Annotated in this window: 22 protein-coding genes and 3 pseudogenes; 14 read left to right on the top strand and 11 right to left on the bottom strand. The window is 64.9% G+C overall.

Going from position 1 to position 25,703, the window contains the following annotated elements; translation table 11 throughout:
• Positions 1-11: 11 nt before the first annotated feature.
• The gene (locus tag OHA11_RS29680; protein ID WP_266501610.1) at positions 12-704 is read right to left on the bottom strand and encodes a class E sortase; all 693 of its coding nucleotides are present in this window, start codon (positions 702-704) and stop codon (positions 12-14) included.
• Positions 705-707: 3 nt separating this feature from the next.
• Between OHA11_RS29680 and OHA11_RS29675 the strand changes: the two genes are divergently transcribed.
• The 7 genes from OHA11_RS29675 (at position 708) to OHA11_RS29645 (ending at position 8,684) form a co-directional block, all read left to right on the top strand.
• Complete coding sequence (locus tag OHA11_RS29675; protein ID WP_266501608.1) at positions 708-893, top strand: hypothetical protein; 186 nt, start codon at positions 708-710, stop codon at positions 891-893.
• Positions 894-1,033: 140 nt separating this feature from the next.
• The gene (locus OHA11_RS29670; RefSeq protein WP_266501606.1) at positions 1,034-2,050 is read left to right on the top strand and encodes an SEC-C domain-containing protein; all 1,017 of its coding nucleotides are present in this window, start codon (positions 1,034-1,036) and stop codon (positions 2,048-2,050) included.
• Positions 2,029-2,211 (top strand): hypothetical protein, encoded by a 183-nt coding sequence (locus OHA11_RS29665; RefSeq protein WP_266501604.1) that lies wholly within the window; start codon positions 2,029-2,031, stop codon positions 2,209-2,211. Before OHA11_RS29670 ends, OHA11_RS29665 begins: the two co-directional genes overlap by 22 nt.
• A gap of 466 nt (positions 2,212-2,677) precedes the next feature.
• Complete coding sequence (locus OHA11_RS29660) at positions 2,678-4,231, top strand: ATP-binding protein (RefSeq protein WP_266507552.1); 1,554 nt, start codon at positions 2,678-2,680, stop codon at positions 4,229-4,231.
• A 105-nt stretch (positions 4,232-4,336) separates the two neighbouring features.
• Positions 4,337-7,273, top strand: a complete 2,937-nt coding sequence (locus OHA11_RS29655; protein ID WP_266501602.1) for a Z1 domain-containing protein — start codon at positions 4,337-4,339, stop codon at positions 7,271-7,273.
• 139 nt (positions 7,274-7,412) lie between these two features.
• Positions 7,413-8,174 carry an HNH endonuclease gene (locus OHA11_RS29650; RefSeq protein ID WP_266501600.1) on the top strand — a complete coding sequence of 254 codons (762 nt, stop codon included), beginning with the start codon at positions 7,413-7,415 and terminating at the stop codon, positions 8,172-8,174.
• Positions 8,175-8,210: 36 nt separating this feature from the next.
• The gene (locus OHA11_RS29645) at positions 8,211-8,684 is read left to right on the top strand and encodes a very short patch repair endonuclease (RefSeq protein ID WP_266501599.1); all 474 of its coding nucleotides are present in this window, start codon (positions 8,211-8,213) and stop codon (positions 8,682-8,684) included.
• Here OHA11_RS29645 and OHA11_RS29640 read toward each other — a convergent pair.
• Both OHA11_RS29640 and OHA11_RS29635 read right to left on the bottom strand, forming a co-directional pair.
• Positions 8,661-9,803 carry a DNA cytosine methyltransferase gene (locus OHA11_RS29640; protein WP_266501598.1) on the bottom strand — a complete coding sequence of 381 codons (1,143 nt, stop codon included), beginning with the start codon at positions 9,801-9,803 and terminating at the stop codon, positions 8,661-8,663. The two genes, OHA11_RS29645 and OHA11_RS29640, sit on opposite strands and share 24 nt — an antisense overlap.
• Positions 9,804-9,897: 94 nt before the next feature.
• On the bottom strand, positions 9,898-10,602 hold the full coding sequence (locus OHA11_RS29635; RefSeq protein WP_266501597.1) for an HNH endonuclease: 705 nt from the start codon (positions 10,600-10,602) through the stop codon (positions 9,898-9,900).
• A 60-nt stretch (positions 10,603-10,662) separates the two neighbouring features.
• On the opposite strand from OHA11_RS29635, the gene OHA11_RS29630 reads away from it, so the two are divergent.
• Positions 10,663-11,805 (top strand): DNA cytosine methyltransferase, encoded by a 1,143-nt coding sequence (locus tag OHA11_RS29630; protein WP_266501595.1) that lies wholly within the window; start codon positions 10,663-10,665, stop codon positions 11,803-11,805.
• Positions 11,806-11,942: 137 nt separating this feature from the next.
• Here OHA11_RS29630 and OHA11_RS48570 read toward each other — a convergent pair.
• From OHA11_RS48570 to OHA11_RS29615, 4 genes and pseudogenes are all read right to left on the bottom strand, one after another.
• Positions 11,943-12,134: pseudogene (locus OHA11_RS48570) on the bottom strand (DUF3883 domain-containing protein); the annotation flags it as partial.
• A 313-nt stretch (positions 12,135-12,447) separates the two neighbouring features.
• Positions 12,448-14,277 (bottom strand): DEAD/DEAH box helicase, encoded by a 1,830-nt coding sequence (locus tag OHA11_RS29625; protein ID WP_266501593.1) that lies wholly within the window; start codon positions 14,275-14,277, stop codon positions 12,448-12,450.
• Positions 14,274-15,689, bottom strand: coding sequence for a transcriptional regulator (locus OHA11_RS29620; RefSeq protein WP_266501592.1), 1,416 nt, complete (start codon positions 15,687-15,689; stop codon positions 14,274-14,276). Before OHA11_RS29620 ends, OHA11_RS29625 begins: the two co-directional genes overlap by 4 nt.
• Positions 15,690-15,784: 95 nt before the next feature.
• On the bottom strand, positions 15,785-16,468 hold the full coding sequence (locus OHA11_RS29615) for a hypothetical protein (RefSeq protein ID WP_266501591.1): 684 nt from the start codon (positions 16,466-16,468) through the stop codon (positions 15,785-15,787).
• 262 nt (positions 16,469-16,730) lie between these two features.
• Here OHA11_RS29615 and OHA11_RS29610 point away from each other — a divergent pair, with 262 nt between their 5' ends.
• Positions 16,731-17,549, top strand: a complete 819-nt coding sequence (locus OHA11_RS29610) for a helix-turn-helix transcriptional regulator (protein ID WP_266501589.1) — start codon at positions 16,731-16,733, stop codon at positions 17,547-17,549.
• Positions 17,550-17,582: 33 nt separating this feature from the next.
• On the opposite strand, the gene OHA11_RS29605 is transcribed toward OHA11_RS29610, so the two are convergent.
• Complete coding sequence (locus OHA11_RS29605; RefSeq protein WP_266501586.1) at positions 17,583-18,212, bottom strand: ATP-binding protein; 630 nt, start codon at positions 18,210-18,212, stop codon at positions 17,583-17,585.
• A 221-nt stretch (positions 18,213-18,433) separates the two neighbouring features.
• Here OHA11_RS29605 and OHA11_RS29600 point away from each other — a divergent pair, with 221 nt between their 5' ends.
• From OHA11_RS29600 to OHA11_RS29580, 4 genes and pseudogenes are all read left to right on the top strand, one after another.
• Positions 18,434-19,279: a helix-turn-helix transcriptional regulator gene (locus OHA11_RS29600; RefSeq protein ID WP_266501583.1), complete on the top strand. Its 846-nt coding sequence runs from the start codon at positions 18,434-18,436 to the stop codon at positions 19,277-19,279.
• 1 nt (position 19,280) lies between these two features.
• Entirely contained in the window at positions 19,281-19,478 is a 198-nt protein-coding gene (locus OHA11_RS29595) for a DUF397 domain-containing protein (protein WP_266501581.1), read from the top strand.
• A gap of 23 nt (positions 19,479-19,501) precedes the next feature.
• Positions 19,502-19,606: pseudogene (locus OHA11_RS29590) on the top strand (DUF397 domain-containing protein); the annotation flags it as partial.
• Positions 19,607-20,107: 501 nt separating this feature from the next.
• Positions 20,108-20,575: pseudogene (locus tag OHA11_RS29580) on the top strand (NUDIX hydrolase).
• Between the two features lie 784 nt (positions 20,576-21,359).
• Here the strand turns inward: OHA11_RS29580 and OHA11_RS29575 are convergent.
• The 3 genes from OHA11_RS29575 to OHA11_RS29565 are packed head-to-tail and all read right to left on the bottom strand — an operon-like array spanning position 21,360 to position 24,457.
• Complete coding sequence (locus tag OHA11_RS29575) at positions 21,360-22,796, bottom strand: IS1380 family transposase (protein ID WP_266507551.1); 1,437 nt, start codon at positions 22,794-22,796, stop codon at positions 21,360-21,362.
• 16 nt (positions 22,797-22,812) lie between these two features.
• Positions 22,813-23,388 (bottom strand): hypothetical protein, encoded by a 576-nt coding sequence (locus tag OHA11_RS29570; RefSeq protein ID WP_266501578.1) that lies wholly within the window; start codon positions 23,386-23,388, stop codon positions 22,813-22,815.
• A gap of 22 nt (positions 23,389-23,410) precedes the next feature.
• The gene (locus tag OHA11_RS29565) at positions 23,411-24,457 is read right to left on the bottom strand and encodes a DUF5937 family protein (protein WP_266501575.1); all 1,047 of its coding nucleotides are present in this window, start codon (positions 24,455-24,457) and stop codon (positions 23,411-23,413) included.
• Positions 24,458-24,962: 505 nt separating this feature from the next.
• Here OHA11_RS29565 and OHA11_RS29560 point away from each other — a divergent pair.
• Positions 24,963-25,517 (top strand): hypothetical protein, encoded by a 555-nt coding sequence (locus OHA11_RS29560; RefSeq protein ID WP_266501573.1) that lies wholly within the window; start codon positions 24,963-24,965, stop codon positions 25,515-25,517.
• Positions 25,518-25,703 lie beyond the last annotated feature (186 nt).

The raw sequence follows: 25,703 nt of genomic DNA, 5'->3' as shown, positions 1-25,703 counted from the left end.
AACGAGTGGCCCTAGCGGGGCCGCATGGAACTGAGCTTCCCCCAGACCACGAGGCGGTACTTGGAGGTGTACTCCGGAGTACAGGTGGTGAGGGTGAGGTAGTAACCGGGTTCGGTGTACCCGTACGCGGGCCGAACCGTGCTGCGAGGGACTTCGCGGATCGTTCCCCCATCTCCCGCCGAGGTCTGCGGCAGCGTCCTGTCGACGACGTACGTGTAAACGGCGGCCCGGGTCTCGACCTCGACCCGGTCCCCCCGCCGAAGCCGGTTGATGTACCGAAAGGGCTCACCGTGGGTGTTCCGATGCCCGGCGAGGGCGAAGTTCCCGGCCCGCCCGGGCTGAGCGGTGCCCGGATAGTGCCCGACGTACCCCTTGTTGAGCACGCCCACCTTGCCGACCCCTTCGGCGACGGGAACGCGGAGGTCGAGCCGGGGTATGGAGAGGATGGCGTAGGCCTGGGTCCAGCGGGGGCGGGGGTTGGCGAGGGAGCCGGAGTCGGAGTACGAGCCGGACGCACGCGGGGAACTACCGCCGGAGGAGGGCTCGGGTCCGGGGGCGGCTCCGCCGCGGACGGTGCCCCCACCCTCATCCCCACCGATGGCACCCCACTCCGTATCCCTACCCGTATCCGTCTCCCACTCCCTCTCCAGGGCCTGGACCTTCCGCTCGGCGCCCTCCCGGGCCTGCCGATTGGTCCACCACAACTGATGAACGACGAGCAGCAGGAGAACAACACCGAGGGTTACGAGGACCTCGGCACCGTTCCAGAGAAAGCGGAGGTAACGAGCACGCCGCCGCCGACGCTGCTGATGAACGACGGGAACGCGCACGGGTCCACCCCCTCCCCTCAAGACCGTCAGGACCGTCTGCCTGCGGTGGCTGCCGCAGGCTAGAGGCTGAGCCCCGAACTCACCATCCCCATGAAGGCGCTGCTCCCCCCACACCGCGTACGACGCGGGCCCCTCGGGCAGATCTCACCCCTGGCCTGCCCATACCTCTCCTCCGCCGGGCGGTCGGCAGTACGGTGTCCCCCATGCGCCCCGACACGCCCGCCGAATACGTCGACCACCACGCCGAAGCAGCACGCCTGGAGCGGACCGCTGGCCTCTACCCCGAGGACGCCGAGCACCTGCTGTCGCAGGCCGCGGCCCATCTCGAACTGGCCGACGACCGCCCCCGAGCCACGTCCCTCTACGACCGCCTCCTCTCCGGCCCGACCGCCCTGGAGAACCCGTTTCTGGTACGGGCCCTGAAGGCGGCCAACCTCTGGGAGTACGGCCACGAGGCGGAGGCAACCGCGATCATCGAGGGCGTCCGCGCGGCGTCCCCGCGCGACCCGGCGCCCTGGGTGATCGTGGCCGAGGCCCTGGAGTCCCATGACGAGCTGGAGGCCGCACAGCAGACGTTCACGGAGGCGGCGGCCCACCTCCTGACGGACGTCCAGGAACCCCCGTACGCGACCCACCCGATCCTCTTCGGCCGCCACCGCGTACGCCGCATGCTGGGCCTGCCCCACGACAACTGGGACGCCCTGGCGGACACGCTCCACTCGTCCCCGGTCTCCCTGGACGAACTCCACGACCCGAAACGAGTCTGGTCCCTGGGCTCGGACAACCCGGCGGAGCTGGAGGCGGAGATCTCCCGCCTCCGAGCGGAACTGGGCAAGTACCGGGAGGCGCTGTCCCGCCCGTTCCCGGTGGCGATACTGCACTGGCCGGCTTCGGAACTGACGGAACTGCTGTCGGCGTACCCGACTTTGGCCGAGGAGTACCCGTCCCACGAGGAGCACCTCGCGACGATAGAGGAATCGCTGAGGGAGCTGGCGGCCTCGGGCACCCCGAACTTGGGGATCGTGACGGGCACGGTTCCTTCTTATGAGGCGTTCGCGGCGTCCGAGGGGGCTTCGCCTGGGGATGCGTTGTTGCTGCCGCAGTATGCGACGACGCTGGCGGCGCGGGGTCGGGCGGAGGCTTGGCCGCCGGAGCGGGGGGCGTCGTGTTGGTGTGGGTCGGGGCGGGTGTATGAGGGGTGCCACGGGGACACTGCCTGAACGGCTCGCTCGAACAGACCGTCCGCAAGAACCAGTTGAACGGATCGGTCGACCGCCCACGGGGCAGCAGACTCAATCGACGAGCTGACCTGGCTGCCTGCCCGGAGGAGCCCGACGTGGACCAGCTCTGGCTCACCATCGCGCTCCTCTTCGCGGGCTGATCGTCCATGGGCGTTTTCGCCACCCGCGACTGCCCCCGCGAACGCCACGCCGACTACCAGGCCTCTTCCACAGCACGCCAGTAGTCCTCCGCTACGACCCGTCCGACCGACGCGCGGTCGTCGAGGTGCACACCAACCGAACTCTCTCCACAAACCTGGCGTGCTCTGCCAGCAGGCGACAAGCTGACCCCGTGCCGCAGAACCGCCTTAACGTCCCTCCGGTGTTGGACAAGTAGTGCCCTCACTCGGTCGCTCAGCAAGCGTATGAACGCCGCACTCGTCCGGAGTGCCATGAAGCACTCCAGGGCGCTCGCCCGGACCTGCACACCGGAGATAGGGGACTTTCCTCTCCTCTTTTGGGATCAACTGCACCTATGTCCGACCTTTGCAGTACGGTCACACTTATCGACTGAGCTGACGGGCCGCTTCCCCATGCAGGCCCTGACCTGTGTGTATGAGGATCGCGATGCCTTACGAGCCCGGTAGCGCCTGGCAGTACGACGTCCCCACCACCGGCAGCGCCTACCTGCCTCCAGATGCTGGTTACGGCAAAGCCCTGACGAATCAGGGTTACGGGTTCGAGGTCGCCGTGGCCGACCTAATTGACAACTCGATCGATGCAGGCGCTGATGAGGTCGTCGTGCATTTCCTGCGCGATACCAATCGCATTGCCACCCTCTTGATCATCGACAACGGCCGCGGTATGGACGATGCCAACTTGGACGCCGCGATGACAGTGGGGCACCGAAGAGAGTACGGCGATGACTCTCTCGGCATGTACGGCACGGGCCTGAAGGCCGCATCCTTGTCCCACGCTTCGTCGCTGACGATGGTCAGCCGTACGAAACGCAGTCGCGCGGCAGGCCGTTGTCTCACAGCTGAGGGCATAGAGGACGGATTCCGCTGTGACACCGTCGACCCTCACTACGCACAAGACCTCATTGACCGCTACGACGGAATCATCGAGTGGCACGGCACGGTCGTGCGCTGGGACCGTGTACGCGCCTTCGAGACTGTCGGACGCGGCCAGAGCGACCAGTACCTGTCGAAGGCTATCTCTCGCTTGGAGACCCACCTCGGCCTCTACCTGCACCGTTTCCTTCAGCAGGGGTTGAAAGTCGACATCGCGGTATGGGATGTGAGTTCCGGCGAGGAGGGCATAGGCGAGGAAGTGGATCACATCGCGGTCGAAGCACTGGACCCCTTCGGCTACAAAGTGCCCGGCAAGGCTGGGTACCCGCGGGAGTTCACTGCGCCCGTGGAAGGTGCTGGAGAAGTACAACTAGCCGTGCACGTCTGGCCGGCCAAATCCAAGCAGGCAGGCTTCCGCCAGATTGGCGCGCTGTCTGACCGGCAGGGTTTCTACTTCTACCGGAACGACCGCCTCGTCCAGGCCGGCGGCTGGAACGGCCTTCGGAACCCCGAGAGCCACCTCGTGCTGGCTCGCATCGCAGTCGACCTCCCCTCCGAGCCGAACGGCGTCATGAGCCTCGACGTGAAGAAGGAGACCGTCACCGTCACCCCGGCATTCACCCTCGGCATCGAGAAGGCGGTGGATACAGGCGGAAATACTTTCCATTCGTTCCTCAGCGACGCGGAGTCGGCGTACAGGGATGGTTCAAAGCGCACCGAGATTGTGCGCAAGGCTGTGACATCCCCAGGTAAGGGCCTGGACCCCAGAATCAAGCGGATCATCAAGGAGGAGCTTCCCGAGAAACCAGGCGAGGAGCCGATCGACTTCGTTTGGGGAGCGCTAGCAGACAACCGATTCTTTGATCTGGATCGCGAGAACAACGTCCTCGTCCTCAACAAGGCTTTTCGGGAGGACTTCAATGACGGACAGAGGGGCGGTGCCAACGACGCTCCGGTGGCGAAGACTCTGCTGTACCTCCTCTTGGAGGACTGCTTCGGTCTGGGCCGCTGGGAGAAGACTCGCGCCGACCGCATCGACTACTTCAACGGCATTCTGATGGCGTCCGTTCACGCTCAGCGGGAGCGGCGCGAGCGGTACAGCTCCTGACCTGCCTGTCCTAACTGACCTGCCGACGAGGATTTCCACGCCGTGAACCAAGCAGATTCCTCTTCCAGTACTCTCCTGAAAGTGCACGCCTCTACCCTGTCGGCGATGCACGACCGCCCGCGCCACTTCGCAAAGTGGGCAGCCGAGTTCGCGGACGAGGATTATCCCGGCACTGATCTTTCTGACACCGTATTCCTGAGGCTTCTGGCATGCGGTGACGAGGCGCTGAAGGGGGTGTGGAGCCGCGCCCTCAGCGCCTGGGACTTCGACGAGCACCCTGCATGGTCTCCGGAAACCCCTGCCCGCAGCGATGAACGCCGAGCCGCTGTCTATGCCCGGCTGTGCTTCGACGGCGAGGTGCGGGCCGCGCTGAACTTGGCCGTTCCTGTCCCGAAGACGCCCGGGCCCACGATTGTCACCCGGGAGTTCACGCCCTGGTACACGCTGGAACGGGCTACTACGCGTTCCTTCTACTGGGCAGCCTACGAACAAGTACTGCGCAGGAAGGGCTGGAGCGATGCCGCTGTGGCTTCCCTCCACGAGGCCAGCCGTGCCGTAGTCGAACGCCTCACCGACCCTGAACAGTCCACAGCCCGCCAGGCCAAGGGTCTCGTTGTCGGCTATGTACAGTCCGGGAAGACAGCCAACTTCACCGGTGTCGCCGCGAAGGCGATCGACGCGGGATACCGCCTGGTCATCGTTCTCAGCGGCACCCTTAACCTGCTACGCGCCCAGACACAGCGCCGCATCGACATGGAGCTGATCGGCCAGGAAAACATCCTTCGGGGCGCCAACGCGTCTGATGTCGACACGCTCGTCGGCATCGACTACGTAGGCGATGACGAGGACTGGCCGAAGTTCGTCCAGTACGGCGCACGGCCCTCCGCACTTGGCGCGTTCGACATTGAGCGCCTCACCACGCGTGACAGCGACTACAAGTCCCTGGCCCAGGGAATCCGCGCTCTCGAATTCGAGAAGCGTGAACCAGTGGCGCCGCTCCATGATCCGCGTAACCTTCATCACTCCGCCGCCCGCATGCTGGTCGTGAAGAAGAACAAAGCGGTACTGACCAAACTAGTCAAGGACCTCAAGCAGATCCACGGTCTCCTCGACCAGCTCCCGGTCCTGATCATCGACGATGAGTCAGACCAGGCATCCGTCAACACCACCGACCCTAAGAAATGGGATTCGGGCCGCCCCACCCGCACCGCCATCAACGGGCTGATCTCTCAGCTCTTGGGACTTCTGCCGCGTGCGCAGTACGTTGGCTACACCGCCACCCCGTTCGCCAACGTCTTCGTCGACCCCAGCGACAGCGAGGACATCTTCCCGACCGACTTCCTCATTTCTCTTCCCCGGCCGAGCGGTTACATGGGAGTCCAGGACTTCCACGACCTTGACTCCGAAATCCCATACCAGGAGCGTGACTTCGCCACCTCCCGCGAGAAGGCTCATGTCCGCAGCGTCTACGAGTCAACAGGCGACCGCCTCCAGGAGGCCATGGACGCCTTTGTCCTCACCGGTGCGCTCAAGCTGTACCGGGCGGATCGGGGTGCTCCGGAAGGGCACTTCCGCCACCACACCATGCTCGTCCACGAATCGGTGAGGATGGACGACCATGCGGCACTGGCCTTGCGCCTCAACTCCATGTGGCATGAGGCGGGTTATTCCTCGACGGCAGGTCACGCCCGGCTAGCGACACTCTTCGACCGCGACTTCGCACCGGTGAGCAGGGCACTGGCTGGGACCGAGAACGACACGTCCGATGGCGCCCTTCCGCTCCCCTCCGCTTTCCACGAGCTGCGTCCCTATGTCGGCCGAGCCCGCCAGCTTATTGGCAAGAACGGCAACCCGGTCATCGTGGTCAATGGCGACACCGACCGGTACTTCGACCAGCTCGACCTTGATTTCGACCGCAATCCCAACGTATGGAAAATCCTGGTCGGCGGCACGAAGTTGTCCCGCGGTTTCACTGTCGAGGGCCTCACCATCACGTACTACCGGCGAACCACCCGCCAAGCGGACACTCTTATGCAGATGGGCCGCTGGTTTGGCTTCCGCCCGAGCTACCGGGACCTGGTCCGGCTATACATCGGCCGCGAGGAAGCTCTGACGAAGTCCCAGTCAGCCGATCTGTACGAGGCGTTCGAAGCGGTCTGCCGCGACGAAGAGAATTTCCGCGAGCAACTGTCCCGCTACTCTGTGATGGTCGACGGCAAGCCTCAGCTGACGCCGGCGAAGGTGCCGCCCCTGGTCGCACAGCACCTGCCGTGGGTGAAACCGTCGGCACGGAACAAAATGTTCAACGCGGAACTCGTGGAGGTACGGTCTCCCGGTGAGTGGGTAGAGCCCAAGGCCTACCCGGAGGCAGGCACTGAGTTGCGCCAGAACGCCAAAGTCTGGCTGCCTGTGCTCACCTCATTGAGCGAGCGACCGGTGCCGTTCGTCCACCTGAACCCACGTGACCGCGGTAACTACACCCAGTACTCGGCGAAGACATGCGTGATCCCGCACAGCCAACTGCTCGACATCATGGCCGGGCTGATCTGGGACCGACCGGACCTATTCACCCCTCACCTGAACTTCCTGCGTGATCCTGACTGCGCTACGAATGACTGGCTCGTCATAGCGCCCCAGACGAGCAGCCGGGATTCTGTTTCCGCCAGCATCCTCGGCAGCGAGCCGCTCAGCCTCGTCCGGCGAACCCGTCTGGCACACGGCCCGTTCAACCGCATCACCGGTCTGGCGCACCGCCAGTCCGCGGAACGCGTGGCAGGGAAGCTCCAGCTTGTTGAGGATGACCCGTACGCCACCGAGTTCCACCAGCCACGGCGAGGCGCGGTCCTGCTCTATCCGGTCGTGAGCACAGACCTCGGAACTCCCGCCTCGCTCGTCGCGAACGGTCAGATCAGCCCGAACAAGGTAGTGATCGCAGCGGCCTTCATACCCGCGACAGATCCCCACGCCAAGCCAGGCCCCCTGGTCCGTTTCCGTACCATTGACAAGTCTCGTGAAGACGAGGCTGTCATCGACGCACCGTAGCGCGGCTTCACACCCTGTTATTGACGAGCGAACGTAAGGACCAATGCCACAGCCAAACGACTCCCGCCCCCTGCCTACCCCGGACAGCCAGGAACTGCGGGAGCTGGTAACTGACGTTGAGACACGCGCTGTATACCGCGTGCTCTACGATTCGCGCGAAAATCCCCTGGAGATGGCTGCGATCAGGGAGCGTGTCAAGGTTCTCAGCGGAAAATCTAACCTGCAGATGGATCGTCGCCTTCGCTCTCTGCGGACATACTTTGATGTGCCTGCACACCGGATACCCGGGAAGGCGAACTCATTCTCATATCCTCTGCTGGGGTGGAATCCTGACGCCGATCAGCGAACGGCCAGGAAGAGTATCTCCGCATCGACCCGCGCTCTCGTCTATCACACCTACAGCAACCGTTGTGCGGCCTGTGGCCGCACACCGAAGGATGACCATGTAAAACTAGTGATCGATCACATGGTCCCCCTCGATCTCGGTGGCACCAATGACGCGGAGAACCTTCAACTCCTCTGTGTTGAAGACAACCACGCGAAGCAGGCACTGTTCGCCGACTACCAGGAGCACAGTGCCGCTCTGCGCGAGTCGCTCGGGCTGCCCGAAGTCCACATGCGCATCGGCGAATTACTGAAGGCCATGCACGGCGAAGATGTCCCGAAGGAGCTTATCGATCTCGTCGCTCGCGAGGAGAACCACGGAGATCCGACAAAACGCATGCGCGAGCTAAGATCTCTGGGCTGGGTCATCAAGAACTCTCAGCGGAAGAAGGGACGTCGCGTCCTGTCTTTCTATCGGCTGAAGCACTGGGAGCCGTGGCCTCCTGAAGGCCCGCAAGCCGCGGTTGCCGCCCTGGAGCGTGCGCGCAGGAGGGCCAAACGCCTTCGAGAGCGTTAGAGCGCCAGCCCCTTCGACACAATGCAGGAGCAGGAGATGAAAGACCCGCAGCCCTGGGTCCCACCTGAAGGCTCTTGGGCTTCATCTGCAGCGAGACGTCGCAACATGCAGGCCATTCGAAGTCGGGACACCAAGCCTGAGCGCTTGATCCGGAGGCTGGTCCATGCAAACGGCCTGCGGTACCGGGTTGCGGCAAGGCCGCTGCCAGACCTTCGCAGGACAGCGGATATGGTCTTCCGTCCCGCGAAGGTTGCCGTATTCATTGACGGGTGCTACTGGCACGGATGCCCTGAGCACTACGTATCACCACAGACAAACCCGGGGTACTGGTCAGAAAAGGTCGCGCGCAATATGGCGCGCGACCGCGACACTGATCAGCGGCTTACTGACGCCGGATGGCTTGTACTGCGGTTCTGGGAGCACACATCTGCCGAGGAATCCGCTGCAAAAATTGTACAGACAGTTGAGGAGCGGCGGAAGCCGAATTCAGATCAGGGTATCTCGATCTGAAGCACAGATCGTTCCGTCCAGTTCGAGGTCCCCGTCGGGGGGGTCGAGAATATCTCCGGTCCGCTCCAAGGATTCCTTGATAGATCGCCCAACAGCCTCGGCAACGGGCGGAGGAAAAGCGTTTCCCACTTGACGATACTGGGCGGTCTTACGTCCCGAGAATCGCCAATTCTGCGGAAATCCTTGGATGATCGCCGCTTGTTCAACTGTAAGCATGGGACCGAGACGCTTGATCTCAGGATCCTCGATCTTCAAATCGAGATTGCCCAGATCCCTTTCGATATTTACATCAATCTCATCGTTGGCGACGCCCATACCGTTCACACCGAGCACTGCCCAAGCCCTCTTTGCCCGGGTGGGGCCCAGATCCGCCCCGCCGTGCTTTTTAGATCCCCCAACCAAGGTAGGAGCGACGGCGCCAGCATCAGTGGCTTTCTTCCACCATTTCACATACCCTTCATGCCTGCCGACGCTATCGAAGCGGCGTTCCATCGTAGGCTTCAAGGCCTCCGCCACCGTCACCAGTTCACCTGACGGCTTAGGCCATTCAAACCCTCGGTAGCAGTCCTTCCGAATAGCCACCAGAATTGCTCGGGGTCGGAGCTGAGGAACTCCATAGTCTGCTGCTTCAAGGAGGCGCCAGCCACAGACTACATAGCCCTCGGAGCGAATCTTCTTCTTGATTTCCTCACGATAACTGGCGAACTTATGAAAAGGCTTGACAAGCCCAGCAACGTTTTCGATCATTACTGCGCGAGGCTTGAGGTGGTTGACGAGTCTCAACATTTCAGGGAAAAGATCACGCTCATCATCTTTCCCCAACTGTCTACCCGCGACAGAGAATGGCGGGCAGGGCACGCCGCCAGCAAGTAGAGCGAGGTCCCCATCTGAAGGGGGCTCAAAATCCTTCACATCCATGGAGAGGATCTGGCATCCTTTCGCCTCTTCTTCCCCCCACAGCTTCCGCTCTGCCACGTTGAGTTTCAGCGTAGCGGCCGCATGCGTATCAATCTCAACAAGCGCGAGATGACGGAATCCCGCGTTATGAAGGCCGACAGCCTGGCCTCCCGCACCCGCGCAGATCTCAATGGAGGTCAGCGGCTGGCCGCTGGAACTCATCGAACGCCTCCTGGTGGTGACTAGCTACAGACACGCAAGTGTCGCATCCAGAGCCACCGAGAGCTGCGCCTGTGGGCAGTTTTCCCAGTACGCGTCAGCTCTCAAGCAGCGCCTCCAGGTCCCGCCTTACCCCATCACGCACCCCTGCGGGCAGCTGACGGTACATGCCCCACGCCCGCTCAGCAGCGTTCAGCGGGCGGGCATCCACGGCCATCCACGCCAGCAAGTCCTTCTTGTGCTTGACGGGCAACTCCTTGATCCGGTCCCACACTTGCTCACGGGACATCTGCGAGCCTGTGAGGTGCTTCACGGTCTCATTGCAGCGGGCGCACTCAGTGATCAGCTCTTCAGCATTCGCCCCGCCACCGGACTTATGCGGATTCACATGCCCCAGGGTCAGCCGCGCCCGAGAACCCGGATCATCCGGGTACGCCTCCCCTGCGGCCGCGCCGCAGCGCCGGCACATGTGGCCGTCGCGCTCGAAAACGAAGCGTCGCGTCTTGGCACTGATCTGCCTCAGCCCTGCCGCGCGATGCTCTCTTTCCCAGACCGGGAGTCCGACCTTCTCCAGGAAGAGCTCGTCCGCCTGCAGGCTGGGCTTGTCTCGATAGGTCCTGATTTCCCAGCCAGCCGGCCTGAGGTCTCGCATGCGCCGGTCTACCTGCTCAGCACCTTGGATTGCGGCACGAAGGGTCTGCTTCTTGAAGGTCCCGCCCTCACCGACTTCATCCCTGAGCCACAACGCCACCCGGATACGAGTACCGAGCGCCGCATCCCGCCAGTCGAACTCAATCTCCACTAGAGCCACTCCATCCGAACATACTTCCGATGCATCCTTCGATAGTGGCCGGAGCGTAGCTTGCCGTCACTTGCCGCGGCAAGTGACGGCAAGCTTTCCTCATCAGTCACCAGTTCCGTCTCGAAGGGCCTCGTCGTGTCCCAACACCTCGCCAGCAACGGCGGCTACGCATGTCTGGAACTCTGCGCGGGTGCGGGCGGCCAGGCGCTCGGCCTTGAACGCGCCGGCTTCTCCCATGCAGCGCTGGTCGAGCTGGACACGGATGCATGCCAGACCCTGCACACCAACCGGCCAGGCTGGAACGTAGTGCAGGCAGATGTCCGGTCACTCAGCGCGGCTGCGATCACCCGGGGGCGCCGCATCAGCCTGCTGGCGGCAGGCGTCCCCTGCCCTCCCTTCTCTCTCGCCGGCAAGCAACTCGGAGCCGACGATGAACGCGACCTCTTTCCGGCCGCCTTGACCCTTATCGCAGCCATCAAACCGAGGGCCGTCTTACTCGAGAATGTGAAGGGACTGCTTCAAGCGAAATTCGCAGCCTACCGGTCCGGGGTCCTCCAAGCCCTCACCGCGCTTGGATACCGCGCTGAATGGCGACTGCTGTACGCCCGCGACTTCGGAGTTCCTCAACTCCGCCCGCGTGCCGTCCTCGTAGCCCTGGAACCAAACAGCTTCAAACGCTTCCGGTGGCCAGACAGAGAGTCATCGCCGGGCGAAACCGCGCTCGTGGGAAGTGTCCTCCGTGACTCGATGGCATCCCGAGGATGGGAGCTCGCGGACTCATGGGCCCAGCAAGCCCAGCAGATCGCCCCCACGCTGTGCGGCGGTTCAAAGAAGCACGGCGGGCCGGATCTCGGGCCTTCACGCGCCCGCCAGGCATGGGCAGCGATCGGGGTAAACGGATCCGGTGTCGCAGACGCACCACCCGCCCCCGGTGATCCACTGCCTGTGAAGCTCACCGTCGGACAAATGGCCCTTCTTCAAGGCTTTCCGCCAGACTGGACATTCGCGGGCCGCAAGACGTCCGCCTACAGGCAGGTAGGCAACGCCTTCCCTCCGCCGGTTGCTCACGGGGTGGGCAACCGGATCGCGGAGGCCATGGAGCAGGCTGACAACGACAGCCCCCAAACGGGCATCAGCGGCAAGACGTCCTCCGGTAGCAGCCGACGGCCGTCACCGCTCGCAATGCCCGGTGTGAGGGCATGATCCGGCACGGAGAAACGAACGGATTCCCACATGCCTCGCCGGTCTCGGTCTTCAGGTGAGGCGGCGCATAGCCATTCCCGGCTCACCGTCGCAACGCTCAAGGCTATGCCTTGCGCACCGATCAACACAGCCGTCAAGAGCCAGTCAGGATCTTTGGACATCACTTGGTACTCATGGCGAGTCAAATGAACTACCAGCCGGGTCGGATCAGTTGTCGCCTTCACCTCAATGTGCATGCTCTCCGCGTCTGACGCACGCGCCTCAATGTCGTATCCGTACGCATCGGAGAGCAGGGAGACATGCCGGATCCGTATCGCGCCGCCCAGCATCAGAAGACGGAGAACCTCTCGCTCACCTGCGGCTCCCGTGTCCCGACGAGCGGCGTCAGCGGCTGGATCCCAATGGACCTGGGCAACACGGGACGGTGCTGCCCTGTCCCTCCGTTCATGCGTGCCGGCACAGACCACAGGCCGACCACTCTCAGTGACCAGTCCTCTCCGGCGAAGCCGGACTAGGCCCTCCGCGTACTGAACTGGCGTGAGGTCCGCGTAGTCCGGATGGTGAGTGAACAACGCTTGAGCACGGGGGACGTCTGTCACACGAAGTTGTTCAAGCCAGCGCAGCGCCGCGCGACGCGTCCCCTCACCGAGTGCCATGAGCACTGATATGGCTGAGCAAAGCACGGACGTCAGCCATGTCCATACCTGCTGCAAGAGAGGGCTCTTCCTCCAGATCCGCAAGCTGTTGCACTGATGGGTCGTCCAGAATCTGTCCCATGAATTCGAGCTTCTCCTCCAGCCTGAGAGCAACCACCTCATCGATCGTGCCCTCGGAGGCCAGCACCGTGACCCGGGTTTCCGTGCCCGGAGCGAGGCCGAGACGATGAATTCGGTCGAGGCTCTGCAGGAACCGGCCAGCCATGAAGTCGCGATCTACATACACGGCGTCGTGGCAGACCTGGTGAAGGCTGATTCCTTCTCCGAGTGTCGCCGGGTTCGATAGGAGAACATGGCAGTCTCGGTCTTCCCGGAAGCGCTTAATCTGTTCTTCCCGATCCGAAGTGCCGCCATGGACCACTGCCGGCTCGTAGGCAGCGAACAGCCGCTCCATGGTCGTGAGACTACGCACAAAGGTTGTCCACACCAAGGTCTTCCGGCCCATGGAAGCATTGCTCGCAACGATGCTGAGCGCTTCCTTGTACTTGGGCGAGAGTTCATAGCTGGGCAGGTTCTGCATCAGTGAGAACAGAGAATCGGTCTCTGGAACCGATAGCGGCGGAACCTGGTACTCAAGCGCCGCGTACCGGCTCTCGCCTTCCAGCAGGAGCGCTGGGCTGGTCGCAGCCATGAGCAGGCGCAGCATCGCTTTGCCAAGAGCGTCGAAGTCCGAGCGCCCTGATTCTGCGCGGGCTGTATAGCGTCCGACAAGCGCGTCGTACACCTCTCTGTGCAACGGCGGCATCTCTACTATGCGGATACGGGTCTCGTATGGAGGCAGCCCCAGCTCGTTCTTCGTGGTGCGTGTGAACAACGGCCGAAGCACCTTGCTGGCATGGGCGAGGTCTCCGCCAGCAACCACCTGCGTTACCACGCGGCGCCCGTGACCGGGCCAGACGAACGACAGCAGGTTCTCCAGATCGCGTGCGCCGTTCGGCGCCGGCGTGCCCGTGAGAATGAGCCGTCGCCTGGCGAGCGGACCGAGTGCCATGCATGCGCTGCCGTAGATGCCCCGGGCCCCGAGCTTCATCCGGTGCGCTTCATCGAGGACGATCATTGCCGGAGCGGCCCGGAGCCAGGAAGCAAGTGCTGCGAGGGATCTTCCCAGCCGCTCGTAGTTGACGATGAGAACGTCCGTACCGGGATCAGGACGGCCACCCATCACCCGAGCGTTGAGCGGGTCTCTGAAGCAGACCTCGCTCTCATAACTCCAGGACTCGTACGCCGACTTAGGACTGACGACCAAGAGTCGTCGTACGTCTCCGCGAGCACGCAGAGCCGCGAAGATGGCAAGACCCACACGCGTCTTGCCAGCACCCGGCACGGAGAAATTTGCTCCGTGCTGCATCGACAGAAGCTGAGCGATGTCCCGCCTTTGAAAGTCTGTGAGGTCAGCGCACCAGTCCGAGCCAAGCTGCTCCTCGACGTCGTCTGGGGTGACTGGCCCGGTGAATTCAGGGTCCTGAATGCGCTGTTCGGCTGCGTCCGCGTCGTCGAGCACACCACCGACGAGGGTGGCCAAGTCCTGCTCCCAGTCAACGGTTTCGGCGCGCTGCCAGACGGCCAGCGCGTCCAGACCCGTCAGGAAGTCGTCGAGGTCGACCTCTATGGAGAGCAAGGTGCGCTGGCCGCCAGCCGGGAATCGGGAAGCCAGCTGCGCGAAGTCGCTCTCGAGTCCCTTGGCCGCCCTCAAGACAGCCCGGGTCCGGGTGACATCGAAGGCAATGCGCAGAGACGGTTCAGCAGCCGTGGTCACACGCTCTCCTGCCGGACTGCGTCAAGGAGCCAGGAGACGCCATCTCCAGGTGTCTTGATGCTCCGGGCCGACTCGTGGGCCAGCTTGCCGAGGGTTTCATGCAACTTGATCACCGCTTCGTCAAAGGCCTCTTCGTCAAGGCTGCGGGAAGCACGGGCAAGCACTAGGTCCGTAATGCACTGCTCGATGTCCTGGCACGCGTCAGCGATGCGGTCGGGTGCGGCCTGCTTCCGCTTACGGATCCTGGCGTCCTTGCCCGCAGGCTCCAGTGCGTCTTCGATGGCGTCGCGCGCGGACGCAAACGTCTGGGCCGCGGCCGTACCCCTCTCCGAGAGGTTGCCGTCCTCAGCCGTCTCTACGGCCCTGGCCTTTAGGACGATGTCCGTCAGCGCCTTGGCCTGTGCCACCTTCGGGGCAGCTGACCGGACGGAACGGTTGAGGCCGGGGATAGCGATGGCTGATGGAGCAGAGGGTGCGGCCTTCAGCCCGTCAGGCAGCCTCCGGTCCAGGTACCGGTCCTTGAAGTCAGGCTCGATGAGACGGACATCAGTCTTCGAGAAGTTCAAGGCGATCGCAACGAGCCTCAGCTCCTTGAGGAGTTCCGCGTTGTCCCTGCTGACGGCAGCCTCCTTGACGTACCGCCGATGCAGCTCGCGCAACTTCTCCTGCTGCTTCTCAAAGTCCAGCAGCCGCAGCTGCGCTTCACCGTCTTTGGAACGCTCAACCAAGTCCCGCAGGCACGACAGGATCCAGAGGTCCTGTTCACACGTGGTCACGCGAATACGGAAATCCCGTGCGATGTCCGTCATAGGACGCCCAAGGAGATGCTGCTCATCGATGGTGAGCAGCCGGTTGATGTATGAGTATTCGCGCCGGCTGTCGGGACGGAGCTGGAGCGAGAGCTCAACCGCGTTGATGTCATCCCAAGTGCAGGAATCCGGCAGCACACCTACCCGGATGTTGGCAACGCCCAGTTCCTTGAGAGCAGCGCGACGGGTATTTCCGTTGACGAGAATGCCATCGCGCGTGATGAGACCGGGCTCGTTCTGTTTAAAGTCGCGCAAGCTCTCCAGCAGCTTGTCGAAGTCAGGATCGCCCTTTGACGGGTCCGCCGGCAGGGCCTTCAGCAAGTAGTGCAGGTAATCCTGTCCATCCGGGCACCAAGGATCCTCGTCCAGCGTTAGATCTTTCTCCGGGTCATGACTGCGCTGCGCTCGGATGCGGTGCGTGCCCGGGTTGTAGTAGAGGGAGTCCACCGGCATGTCGATGACCTCAATGTGCAGCGGCTGGGTACGCCATTCCACCGTCAGCGTCTCCCGGATACCTTTGCCGACGGCTGCTTCCTTCAAGCGTTGCTCGACCAGCGTCCGGTTCTCCTCTGCCAGCGGCGGCCGGCCGAAATCCTTACTCACAGATTTTTTCTCCTGAAGAAGAGTTGCGGGCGATTCGCACTACGAGGGTCGTTACCGATCGGGCCTCCACGGCGGGGCGTAGAGGCGGAAAGCACCTACCTCACCAGCGAGTTCAGCGCCTCGCGGACCTTGGCCCTCGACTCCTCCGGGAGCGTCCGGTAGTCCGCCCAGAACCGCTCCACAGTACTGAAGTCACGTTTGTCCTCATGGACCCACTCGGCGAGCATCCTGCGTTCCAAGCCCCCCAAGGTGGCGATTCCGGCCAGCAACGTCTCCAAGTCCGCGGCTGTCCCTCGCCCACCGACCCGGCATCGGTTGCACTCGGTGACGAGCTCGGTCTTCTCGCTGCCGTCGGGCTGCTTCACCACTCGGCGCGCGATGTCGAGTTGCGCGGACTCAAAGGTGCCGGCGTACGTCTCCCCCGGCGTGATCCCACACGACCGACAGAAGTGGCCGTCGCTGGCCAGGACCTCACGACGCCGGGTATGGGTGATCGATGTACTTGGCCTGGACCCCTTGCCAGGCTCCCAGACCGGGGCTCCCCGCTTCACGAATCGCTGCTCGTGTGGTCCGAGGTAGGCGTCCTCACGGTTGGTGTCGATCTGCCAGCCGTGGTCACGCAAGTCCCGCACCCGACGGTCGGCCTGACTGACACCGGGGAATGCGTGCTTGACGTCTTCCTTGGTGAAGACGTTCCCCTCGCCTACAACGGTGACCAACCACAGGGCAGCCCGCTTCATGGTGCCCAGCTTCGGATCCGTCCATGACGGCATGGCCATCCCGTTCCCCTAACGTCAGGTCCGCTGAAACCGCATCGGCACAGGGTGAAGACGGGCACCCTGAATTGCTGCCCGCTCCAGCCGATGGCCATAACTCTTGCCGTGCTTGGCCTGGAAATCCAGCCCTGACCGGCATTCGCAGAGGTGCGAATATTCGCGGCACTGCGAATCACGAAAATTCCGGAAACCCTGCTCCGTCGACCTGTCGATCCGTCAGAATCGAGGGTCTTCCGTCGTTTTCTACGTGTCTTGAGGGTGGGCGATGCATGACAGATCCAGAGGGCGTAGGCCTCTTGGCGATGAACTGCCTGCTGAGCTGCGCCGCTTCACCGAGGCCCTTCGCGAGACGACAGACAGCGTCCCGCTCACGCAGTCCCGCATCGCCGACAAGGCGGGAGCGGGCGAGGCGGCCATCTCGGGTTACCTGAACGGCAACCGCGTACCTGAGCAGGGGAAGCTCGAAAAGATCTACAAGGTCCTGGAGGAGGCTGCCCAGCGGACGCACACCGAGCTGCCGTACTGCCTGGGGAAGCTCCTGAGCATGCGTGCCGAAGTGCTCCGGGCACGGATTGAACGCAGCGTGGGCGGCGATATACCTGTCTTACGTCCCGTCGAGGAGCGAACGGCTGACTCGGAGCAGCCGGCTCCTCGCGTCTCTCGTGCGGCTCGTCGCAGTCGCAGGCGGCGGCGCATCACCCCTCTTCGCGGCCGGGTTTCTCCGCTGCCGACACGCGATGAGGTGCCGGTCCCCTCAGGAGAGGGGGACCGGCACCTTATCCAGGACTCAGGCCCATCCCGGGCCGCCGAGCTCGACGCCTATCGCAGTCATCAGGCGGCAGGACGTACCCGGGATGCATACATGATCCTTTGGAGCATGGCCAATGCCCTGCCAGTTCGCGAGTTCCCGGCCGTCGTCATGTCCTACAGAGCCGCCGGTCTCGCGGAAGCTGCTGAGACCTTGCTGCACACAGCGGCTCGCCGTGAAGTGCAGGCGGCGTTGAACATCGCGGCAGCTCTCCATGACAACGACCAGTACGAAGACGCTGGCGTGATACTGAACGCCGCACGCACCGACTCATGACGGCCTATGCCGGCCGGCTGGAACCACGACCAACTAGGCCGCCTCATTCTCAGCCTCAAAGTGCATCTGGGCTCTGTCGAGTACGTCGTCCGGGTCTCCGCCCTGGGCGGCAAGCCAGTGGAGCAAGTCCGCGATGACATCGGTGACTGATTCCTCCAACACCGCATAGGTCGGTACAACCACAGTGTCAGCGCCGACGACCCGACGGTACTCACCGAGCACAGCCGCCGCCCGCTGAACTCGCACGCATTGGAGCGCAGGATCCAGCGAGATCTCGCACCACACCGCCTTGCCGGTGGCCGTGAGGAGGGTGCCCCACTCCAAGCTCATCGCGGAGAGCAAATGGAGGCCTCGGCCACACTCCTCATCGCAGTTTCCAGGGCCGACGGTCGGCACAGTGTCGCTCTTGTCGTGCAGTTCCACACGCAGCCGGTCAGGTCTCGGCTCCAAGACCAACGTCGCAGCAGCCCCCTCTCCTACGTGCTTGACGACATTCGTCGCAAGCTCGGTGACAATCAACTCCACTTCATCGGCCACGGCCGCCACACCCCACTGCCCAAGCGCGCAGCGGACTCTCGTGCGCAGCAGCCACAGTTCTGCCGGCTCGGCCTCGAACGGCATCACGCAGCGAAGCCGCGGTTCAAAGTTGCCGTATTCCGACATGACCACACTCCTTCCGCGTCACACAACGCTGCGCCCACCGTGTCCGTACGGATGCATTGCGTGACGTTTCGTTGGCGAGTATGACATTGAGAAGTCTCGCTGTGTAACTTCTCACGGAACTCGGTCGGGTGAATCAGGTAGTCCGCCAACTCCCGTTCGACCTAGCCTGATTGGCGCTCACCAGGGATGTGGTGCGGCGCCACACCGGGGAGGAAGACAACATGTCCGCGAGAGCTACAACCCGCCGCCGTCAGCTCGGCGCCACCATGCGCAAGTTGAGGGCGGGCAAGGGCATGACACTGGAAGAGGCCGGTCGGCTTGTCGGCGTCTCGAAGGCGACTGTCAGCCGGTATGAGACTCAGGCCGGGCCGGTGAAGTGGCTCGTCATCGACGCACTGTGCCGTGCGTACGGGGTAAGTGAGCCCGAACGCCGGGCCGTTGTGGCCCTGGCGAAGGACGCCAAACAGCAAGGCTGGTGGAACTCTTTCGCCGACTCCATCCCCGAGAGCCTGAATCTGCTGCTCACACTCGAAGACGAGGCCGTCCGGGAGGATCACTTCTCTTGCGTCTACGTTCCGGGGCTTCTGCAGACGCGGAGTTACACGACCGCCCTGCAGCAGGCCAACGAGATGAGGCGCTCGCCCGAGGAGATCGAGCGGCTGGTCGGCATCCGCATGAAGAGGCAGGAGATCCTGACCCGGCCCAACGCGCCTCACCTGTGGGCCATCCTCGACGAGTCGGTAATCCGCCGCGTCGTCGGTTCACGCGACATCATGCGCGAGCAACTGGGTCGGTTGCTGAGCGCGGCGGAGTCGTCCAACGTGACACTGCAAGTCCTGCCGTTCGCACGGGGAGCCCACGCGGCAGCACTGGGCAGCTTCGTCATCCTCGGCGGCACTGAGCGCGCCCTCGACGTCGTGTATGTCGACCTCCACGTTGGCTCTCTCTTCATGGAGAAGGAGGAAGAACTGGAGCGCTACCGGCTTGCGTTCGAATACTTGCGCGCACAAGCCTTGGACATCGAAGCCTCGTCGACGATGATCAAGCATGCTCGTGAGGAGTTGTGAGATGGCCAATGAGAGCGGTCGCATACCGGACGCCGCATGGTTCAAGTCGTCGTACAGCGGCGGGAACGAGACCGAGTGCGTTGAAGCCGCGCTCCTGCCTGGCTTCACTGCTGTACGGGACAGCAAGGACACGGTCGGCCCGCTGCTGGTCTTCGCGCCGCAAGCCTGGGCCGACTTCGTAGTGGCCGTACGGTCCTAGCCTGCTGACTCAAGTCCTCGTACAGCGACGGCAGCGGCACTGAATGCGTCCACACTGACGGTCGCTTGCATGTGCGTAACTCCAAGTGTGCCGACGGTCCGGATGTGGGCGTCCACGCCGATGCTTGACGGGCTTTCATGCGGGCCGTGGAGGCGACTCTCCGGTGGGATAAGGCAGTAGACCACTCAGTTTCGCCGCCTCGTTGACTCCACGCTCATCACACCCAGGCTCAACACGCTGCTGGACGTGGCACGCCCATACGAGACAGCCGCAGTGGACGAGGTACGGGTCAGGGCGAAGGACCTCACCACCACTCAGCCGACAACGGTCGCAACCTGAAAGCATCGAGAGCATGGGCAAGCATTCCCGACCCGGACCGCCGAATCAGCCGTCGCGCGCCTTCCCGCACGCCGACGGTGACGACCCACTCGCGCCGTACGACAAGCGTCACCGCCCGCCGAAGTCGTCCGTTCTTTCCGCCGCCTCGAACTCGGTGGCCTCCAATCCTGGCGGATATGTGAGGGGGCCCCTCGTGCGTCAGCGCAAAGGGTGGTCGGCAACTACATCGGCAACTTCGAGGCCGTCTGGAACACGGCGAAGCCCTGGACACCCGAGTCAGGAGTATGAGCGTGGCCCGCACCGAGTACTGGAACGATCCCGCAGCGCCCAAGCCGAACACGCTGATCCCCGCCTCCAACCTGCTGGTCGCGAGGGACGATGGCGCCATTCTGCTGCAACGCCGCCGCGACACCGGCTAATGGGCACTCCCGGGCGGCGCGCAGGACATCGGCGAATCGCCCGCCCAGTGCGCCGTCCGCGAGTGCGAAGAAGAGACCGGGATCATCGCGGAGGTCACAGGACTGTTGGGTGTCTACTCGCCTCCCGGCCACGTCGTCGCCTACGACGACGGAGAGATTCGCCAGGCATTTAAGGTCACCTCCATCGGTAAACCGACCGGCGGGAAGCCAACGATCAACGACGAGGCTGACGGCGTCCGGTGGGTCCTGCCGAAAGACCTCGACGACCTCGGCATCCACCTCTCCATGCGCCGTCAGATCGGCGACTTCCTCAACGGGGCATACCCGCACGTCGAATGAGCCGGATTACGGCCGGGCTTCCAGGCGTGCTTCAACGCGTCCCTCGGCCGCCCGGATCTCCGGCTGGCTGTGCGCCCCGCGGCAGGCCAGTTGGCGTGTCTCCCGGCGGCGCGGCCGTGTCTGAGGCTGCTCCCCGGGGAGACGGACCAGGACCGCCATGTGCCATGCGGTTCTGCCCTTGCCGACGTCCTGGCACGCTGCTCACCCCGAAGGGAAACACGCCTCGCTTGCGTAACCCACCGCCTCCGCAACCAGACGGTTCAGCGACGGCGACGCTCACGGGCACTGCACGTGAGCAGGCGCATGGCCCCGCCTCAGCGTCACCGCCTCAGCGCCACCTCCTCGGGCACTCGCCGGGCCGAGGCGGTAGCGCCGGCTGTCGCCGCCGTGCTGCACTGCCATGACCACGGTGCGGCACCGGACGGTACGGCAGGGGCGTTCACGGGTGTAGCTGACATGGGCGCCATGGCCGCCCGAAGATCGCTTCCCGGCTCGCTGGAGCTGGAGATCGTTTCCCGGAATCGTGCTGCCCGGCGGCAGGTTCGTACGTGTCCGGCGGTCGCCTCGGTGCTTCACGCCTCGGTGTAGTCGTCGTCGGACTCGTCTCGCGTCTCCGCACTCGCCTCCACTAGCCTCGCCGTTTCGGTTGGTGTGATGAGACGTTGCTGATCGTCAGCTGTCGGGTGGGCGACGCGATTTGCGTGCTCGGGCATGGTGGAGGCCCGGCGCGGTGGTCGGGTTCTCCAGGTCCTTCGGGTCGTGGGCGGTCAGGTGGTATTGCCGGTCAGCCGGCCGGGCGGGGCAGCGCGGCCAGGCGATGGAAGGCCGCGGCGAGTTCGTTTCTCCAGGGCCAGGTGGCTGATATCCGCAGGTGCAGACGGCGGCCGCCGCGGGTAAGGCGTGCGGCGACGTGCAGCAGTCGGTAGCGGAGCTTCTTCGGCTCGGCGGCCGCGAGTTCGCCGTCCAGCAGCAGAACGCGCGTCCAGGCCAGCAGGTCGATCGCTGTCAGGCTGAGTTCGAGCCAGGCGGAGTTGACGTTGAAGTCGCGGGAGGGGAAGCGTCCGAAGCCGGTGGTCTTGCCGCACCGGATGTGGTCCTCGACGCATGCATGCCCGCGGTGGCGGACTTCCAGGAACTGGGCGGAGCCGCCGCCGGAGTAGGGGGTGTCGGTGAGAAACACCTGATGACGCCGGCCCTCGTCCTGGTCGAACAGGGACAGCTGGGCTCCGGGGTGCGGCCGCTCGCGGCGCACGATGATGCGGGTGCCGTTCGGATAGCCGTCCAGGTCGATCATGCCTGTCAGCTCGGCGACCTCGGCGCCCTCACGCAGCGTTCCGTCCTGGTCCAGGGCGGGATGCCAGAGGCGGTCGGGCATGGCCCGAATGGCGCGGCGGACCGTTCCGGTGATGGCGTATCCGACTGAGAAGCAGGTGAGGATGCCTCGTTGGCGCAGGTCGCGGACGTGGGCGAGGAAGGCTTTCGCGGATCCGGCGCTGTCGGTGCGGATGAGGATGTCGGTGCCGTGCCGGTGGGCGTCGGGGATCTGGGCGAGTGCCTGGTCGAGCACGGTGATGTGGTCGCTCGCGGTGTTGGCGCCGGCATTCCCGGGCCGCAGCAGGCCGGCCAGCGCCTCGCCGGTGTTGGCCAGGAAGCACAGCAGCGGGTGGAAGCCGAAGCCGCCCTTATAGGTGGGTGCGGCCTGCGCTTTCTCGGAGTGGCAGGTGATCAGCGTGGCGTCGAGGTCCAGGACCAGACCGGGCAGTGGGCGTCCCGCGGCCCGGGCTGCGGGGATGCCCTCACCGTGATCGGCGGCCTGCAGCCAGGCGACTTCCCGGGCCTGGGCGCGGGCAGAAGCCAGCGCGGCGAGGGCCGTCTCGTCGACATCGGCGAGCAGCCGCCAGGCCGTCGGTGTCGAGGCGACAGGGCCGAAGACTGCTGCCTGGTCCCGCAGTACGGCAAGGTCTGCGAGGGCCTCGCCGCCGTCGGCGAGCATCACTGCCAGGTCGGTGGCGATCCGGCCCGGATCATGTCCGGTCCCGCGCGGCCGAAGCGGCCTGAGCGCGGCGGAGTACGCGGCGGTCAGCCCGGTGGCATCAGCGAGATCCGCCAGTACCCGTGCCCCGGCATGACCGACCACCCCCGAACCGTCGGCACTGACCTGAACCCTGGGACGCAACCCGATAGCCTGCACGTAGAAAGTGCCCTCCGCCTGGACCGACAGAACCCCTCAGCAAGGTTCATCGTCCCAGGTCAGGAAGGCACTTTCGTATTTCCACCTCAACAGCTGTCGTACCCAAGCGAAACAGCGAGGCTAGCTCCACACTCACCTGTGCGAATCGCACCCGCACACCGGCGATGTCTCGGTGGGCCGGTTGTGCTTGGAACAGTTCGGTCAGGGCCAGGCGCATGCGGTCCTCATCGCCCTCGGAGTACTCCCCCTGCAACTGCCGCGGCCTGAGGTCCCGGGCGAGGATGTACTGCACGTCCCACGGGGCGCCCTCCCGCCGCCTCCGTGCGATCTCGGCGGGGGCGACGACCGTACAGCGGAACGTCACGGTGACGTGGAAGCTGCGGGCGCCGGATGCCGTCAGCCTCCAGTGGGCGAACACGCTTCTGTCGGGGCGGACATCGACCAGGGTCACGGCGGTACGCCGGGTGGGGTCGGGCGTCCCGGTCGTATACGCCCCCCGTACGTTGTGCACAAGAACCTCATCGCGCCTGGCGATCAGCGGATGGCGCCGCTCCAGCCGTGCGCTCCGCCGCCACCGTGGCCGCAGCTCGCGGTGGCAGACGATCGGGTAACGGTCCATCATGCGGGCCCCCTCCTGGTCATGGTCAGTACTGGAGGGCCGTCGCCACGTCCTGTCCGATGCGTTCGACGGCGGTGAGGTCGAGCCCGTAGTGCACATAGCGGCCGTGGCGCTCCACCTGGACGAGGCCCAGGTCGCGCAAGGTGCGCAGATGACGCGCGACCTGCGGGCGGGTCATCGACAGCCGGTCCGCCAGGTCCGCGGTCGTCATCGCCTGACGTGCGATGAGGCGGCACAGGCGTACCCGACGCGGATCGGTGAGCGCCAGCATGCGGCTGCGCGCCAGGGTGACGCCGATCCGAGGGGCGTCGACGGGAAAGTGCACGACGGGGGGCAGCCCCGGCTCGTCCTTCACCAGCAGGTGAGGGGCGCCGTAGTGGGTGGGGATCAGCAGCAGCGGCGTACGGGCGGGGCTGACCACCGCGTGGTGCACCTTGTCGAGGACGACCCTGGCGGGGCTGTCCAGGCGGTAGCTGGACGGGCTGAGCGAGAGCAGGGCCGCCTCGGGCCCCTCGTCCGCGAGCCGTCGGCGCAGCTGGTGTGCGGCCCGGGACAGGACAGGCTCGGTCCGCGTCCACAGCTCGTCGAAGTAGACGCGGCGGCACAAGTCGAGGAAGCCGAGGACGTCGGCGCGCAGGGCCTGCGGGTCGCGCAGCAGGTCCGCGGCGAGGGCGGAGTGCGGATCCGGCAGCGCGTAAGCGGCCCGGCGCAGCGTACGCGCCTGTGCCCGGTCGTGGAGCACCCTGCCGAAGCGGTAGGCACGGTAGCCGCTGACGCAGGTGTACGCGGTGAGCTCGGCGAACCGGTCCACCGTGAGTTCCGCCGACGGCGTGGGAAGCCCCGGATAGAAGCCGCGCCAGCGCAGCGGTGTCCACAGCGGGGCGAACCGTCCAAGGCCGGCCCTGAAGGCGGCCGGCGCGGCGGCGGTGGTCCGCTCGGCCCAGTCGGCGTGCTCGGTGTGGTGGGCGTGTCCGGTCAGCACGTGCAAGCTGGCGGCCAGCTCGGCGAGTGGGGACACGGTGACCGTGAACCGGTCGTAGGCGGCGCCTTCCAGGACTATGACGACCGACATGAGCGGAAGTGTACGGCGGCCTCACACCGCCACCCCTCGAATTCGGCCCGCGCTGACGCCCGCGCTGCCGCCCGCGCTGCCGTCGGCGCTTCCGGCTCCGTGAGCAGTACGGCGACCACGTCGGCGAGCCCGGGCGCCCGCGACCTGCGTGCGGACAACGCCTTCACGGAGGTCGCGTTCAAGGACGACATGGGAACTCCCCTTGTGTGACTTGTACGACGTGTGCGACTGGCGCGACGCACGGAGTGACGTGCTGTCAGGTACGGGATGAGACTGCGGCCGGGCGTGCACGAGTGGCCGTCGATTACCGCGTCCCAGGCAACCCTCGCCGACCGGACGAACGGATGGGTACCTATGGACACGGTGCGGAAACGGTGCGGACGGTGAAGCCGAGCCGTGCGACACCACGACCGGCTCGACCGGCTCGACCGGCTGGGTCGGCTCGGTCGGCTCGGTCGGCGGCGGGGGCACGGTTCGCAGTGGTCACGACCCGGGAGGGGACCCGATGAGGCGTACGGAAGCGGCCAGGCAACTGGGGGGATTCGTGCGGGAGCACCGCACCGATGGCGCGCGACGCCTGCGGCAGGCGGGCAGTTGGCTGGGGGTCGGGGCGGTGGGCATGGCCTTCGGGGTGCCGGTGGCGATCGCCTCGGTGGGCACCACCGAGGGGGCCCCGCAGGTGGCGGGGCTGCTGCTCGGGGTCGGCCTGGCGGGGTGGGGGCTGGGGATCTGGCGCCTGGTACAGGCGTTCCGTACCCGGGAACAGTGCTTCGACATCCACGAGCGGGGGTTCACCCACCGGGTGGCGGGCACCGCCACCGTGATCCTCTGGAAGGACGTCGCGCAGGTGAGCACCACCGCCCCCCGTGACAGCCGGCCGCTCGCCGACGCTCGGGGTATGGGCTCCACGTGCGAGATCCGGCTGCACAGCGGACGCCGGATCCGCGTCGACACCTTCACCGAGGACATCCAGGGGCTGGCGGCGGTTGTCCACCGTGCGGTTCGCCTTGGACAGTTCCCCCAGGGCCGGGGAGGGTCCAGCCAACGGCGGATCCGCTGATCAAGCCGATCAAGCTGATCAAGGAGAGACGCCGAGTGAGCAGGACGACGATCGCGCACGGGTCCGTCGAGGAGTCGGCCGGTGGCGCGATGCCGTCAGCGGTGTCGGACGAACAGCTCGTCGCGATGCCGGGGCTGACTGAACCACTCTGGCGGCGCCGTGCCGCTTCCGCGCTCCCCACTTACC

This window comes from Streptomyces sp. NBC_00878 (assembly GCF_026341515.1).
Taxonomy (GTDB): Bacteria; Actinomycetota; Actinomycetes; order Streptomycetales; family Streptomycetaceae; genus Streptomyces.
Note: the sequence above shows the minus strand (reverse complement) of the source record. Positions and strands in the feature narration are given on the sequence as shown.

Coding starts and splice junctions, on each gene's coding strand:
- OHA11_RS29675 (WP_266501608.1), top strand. CDS start 708: ATGAACGACGAGCAGCAGGAGAACAACACCGAGGGTTACGAGGACCTC.
- OHA11_RS29670 (WP_266501606.1), top strand. CDS start 1,034: ATGCGCCCCGACACGCCCGCCGAATACGTCGACCACCACGCCGAAGCA.
- OHA11_RS29660 (WP_266507552.1), top strand. CDS start 2,678: ATGCCTTACGAGCCCGGTAGCGCCTGGCAGTACGACGTCCCCACCACC.
- OHA11_RS29655 (WP_266501602.1), top strand. CDS start 4,337: ATGCACGACCGCCCGCGCCACTTCGCAAAGTGGGCAGCCGAGTTCGCG.
- OHA11_RS29645 (WP_266501599.1), top strand. CDS start 8,211: ATGAAAGACCCGCAGCCCTGGGTCCCACCTGAAGGCTCTTGGGCTTCA.
- OHA11_RS29640 (WP_266501598.1), bottom strand. CDS start 9,803: ATGAGTTCCAGCGGCCAGCCGCTGACCTCCATTGAGATCTGCGCGGGT.
- OHA11_RS29615 (WP_266501591.1), bottom strand. CDS start 16,468: ATGGCCATGCCGTCATGGACGGATCCGAAGCTGGGCACCATGAAGCGG.
- OHA11_RS29610 (WP_266501589.1), top strand. CDS start 16,731: ATGCATGACAGATCCAGAGGGCGTAGGCCTCTTGGCGATGAACTGCCT.
- OHA11_RS29605 (WP_266501586.1), bottom strand. CDS start 18,212: ATGTCGGAATACGGCAACTTTGAACCGCGGCTTCGCTGCGTGATGCCG.
- OHA11_RS29600 (WP_266501583.1), top strand. CDS start 18,434: ATGTCCGCGAGAGCTACAACCCGCCGCCGTCAGCTCGGCGCCACCATG.
- OHA11_RS29595 (WP_266501581.1), top strand. CDS start 19,281: ATGGCCAATGAGAGCGGTCGCATACCGGACGCCGCATGGTTCAAGTCG.
- OHA11_RS29570 (WP_266501578.1), bottom strand. CDS start 23,388: ATGATGGACCGTTACCCGATCGTCTGCCACCGCGAGCTGCGGCCACGG.
- OHA11_RS29565 (WP_266501575.1), bottom strand. CDS start 24,457: ATGTCGGTCGTCATAGTCCTGGAAGGCGCCGCCTACGACCGGTTCACG.
- OHA11_RS29560 (WP_266501573.1), top strand. CDS start 24,963: ATGAGGCGTACGGAAGCGGCCAGGCAACTGGGGGGATTCGTGCGGGAG.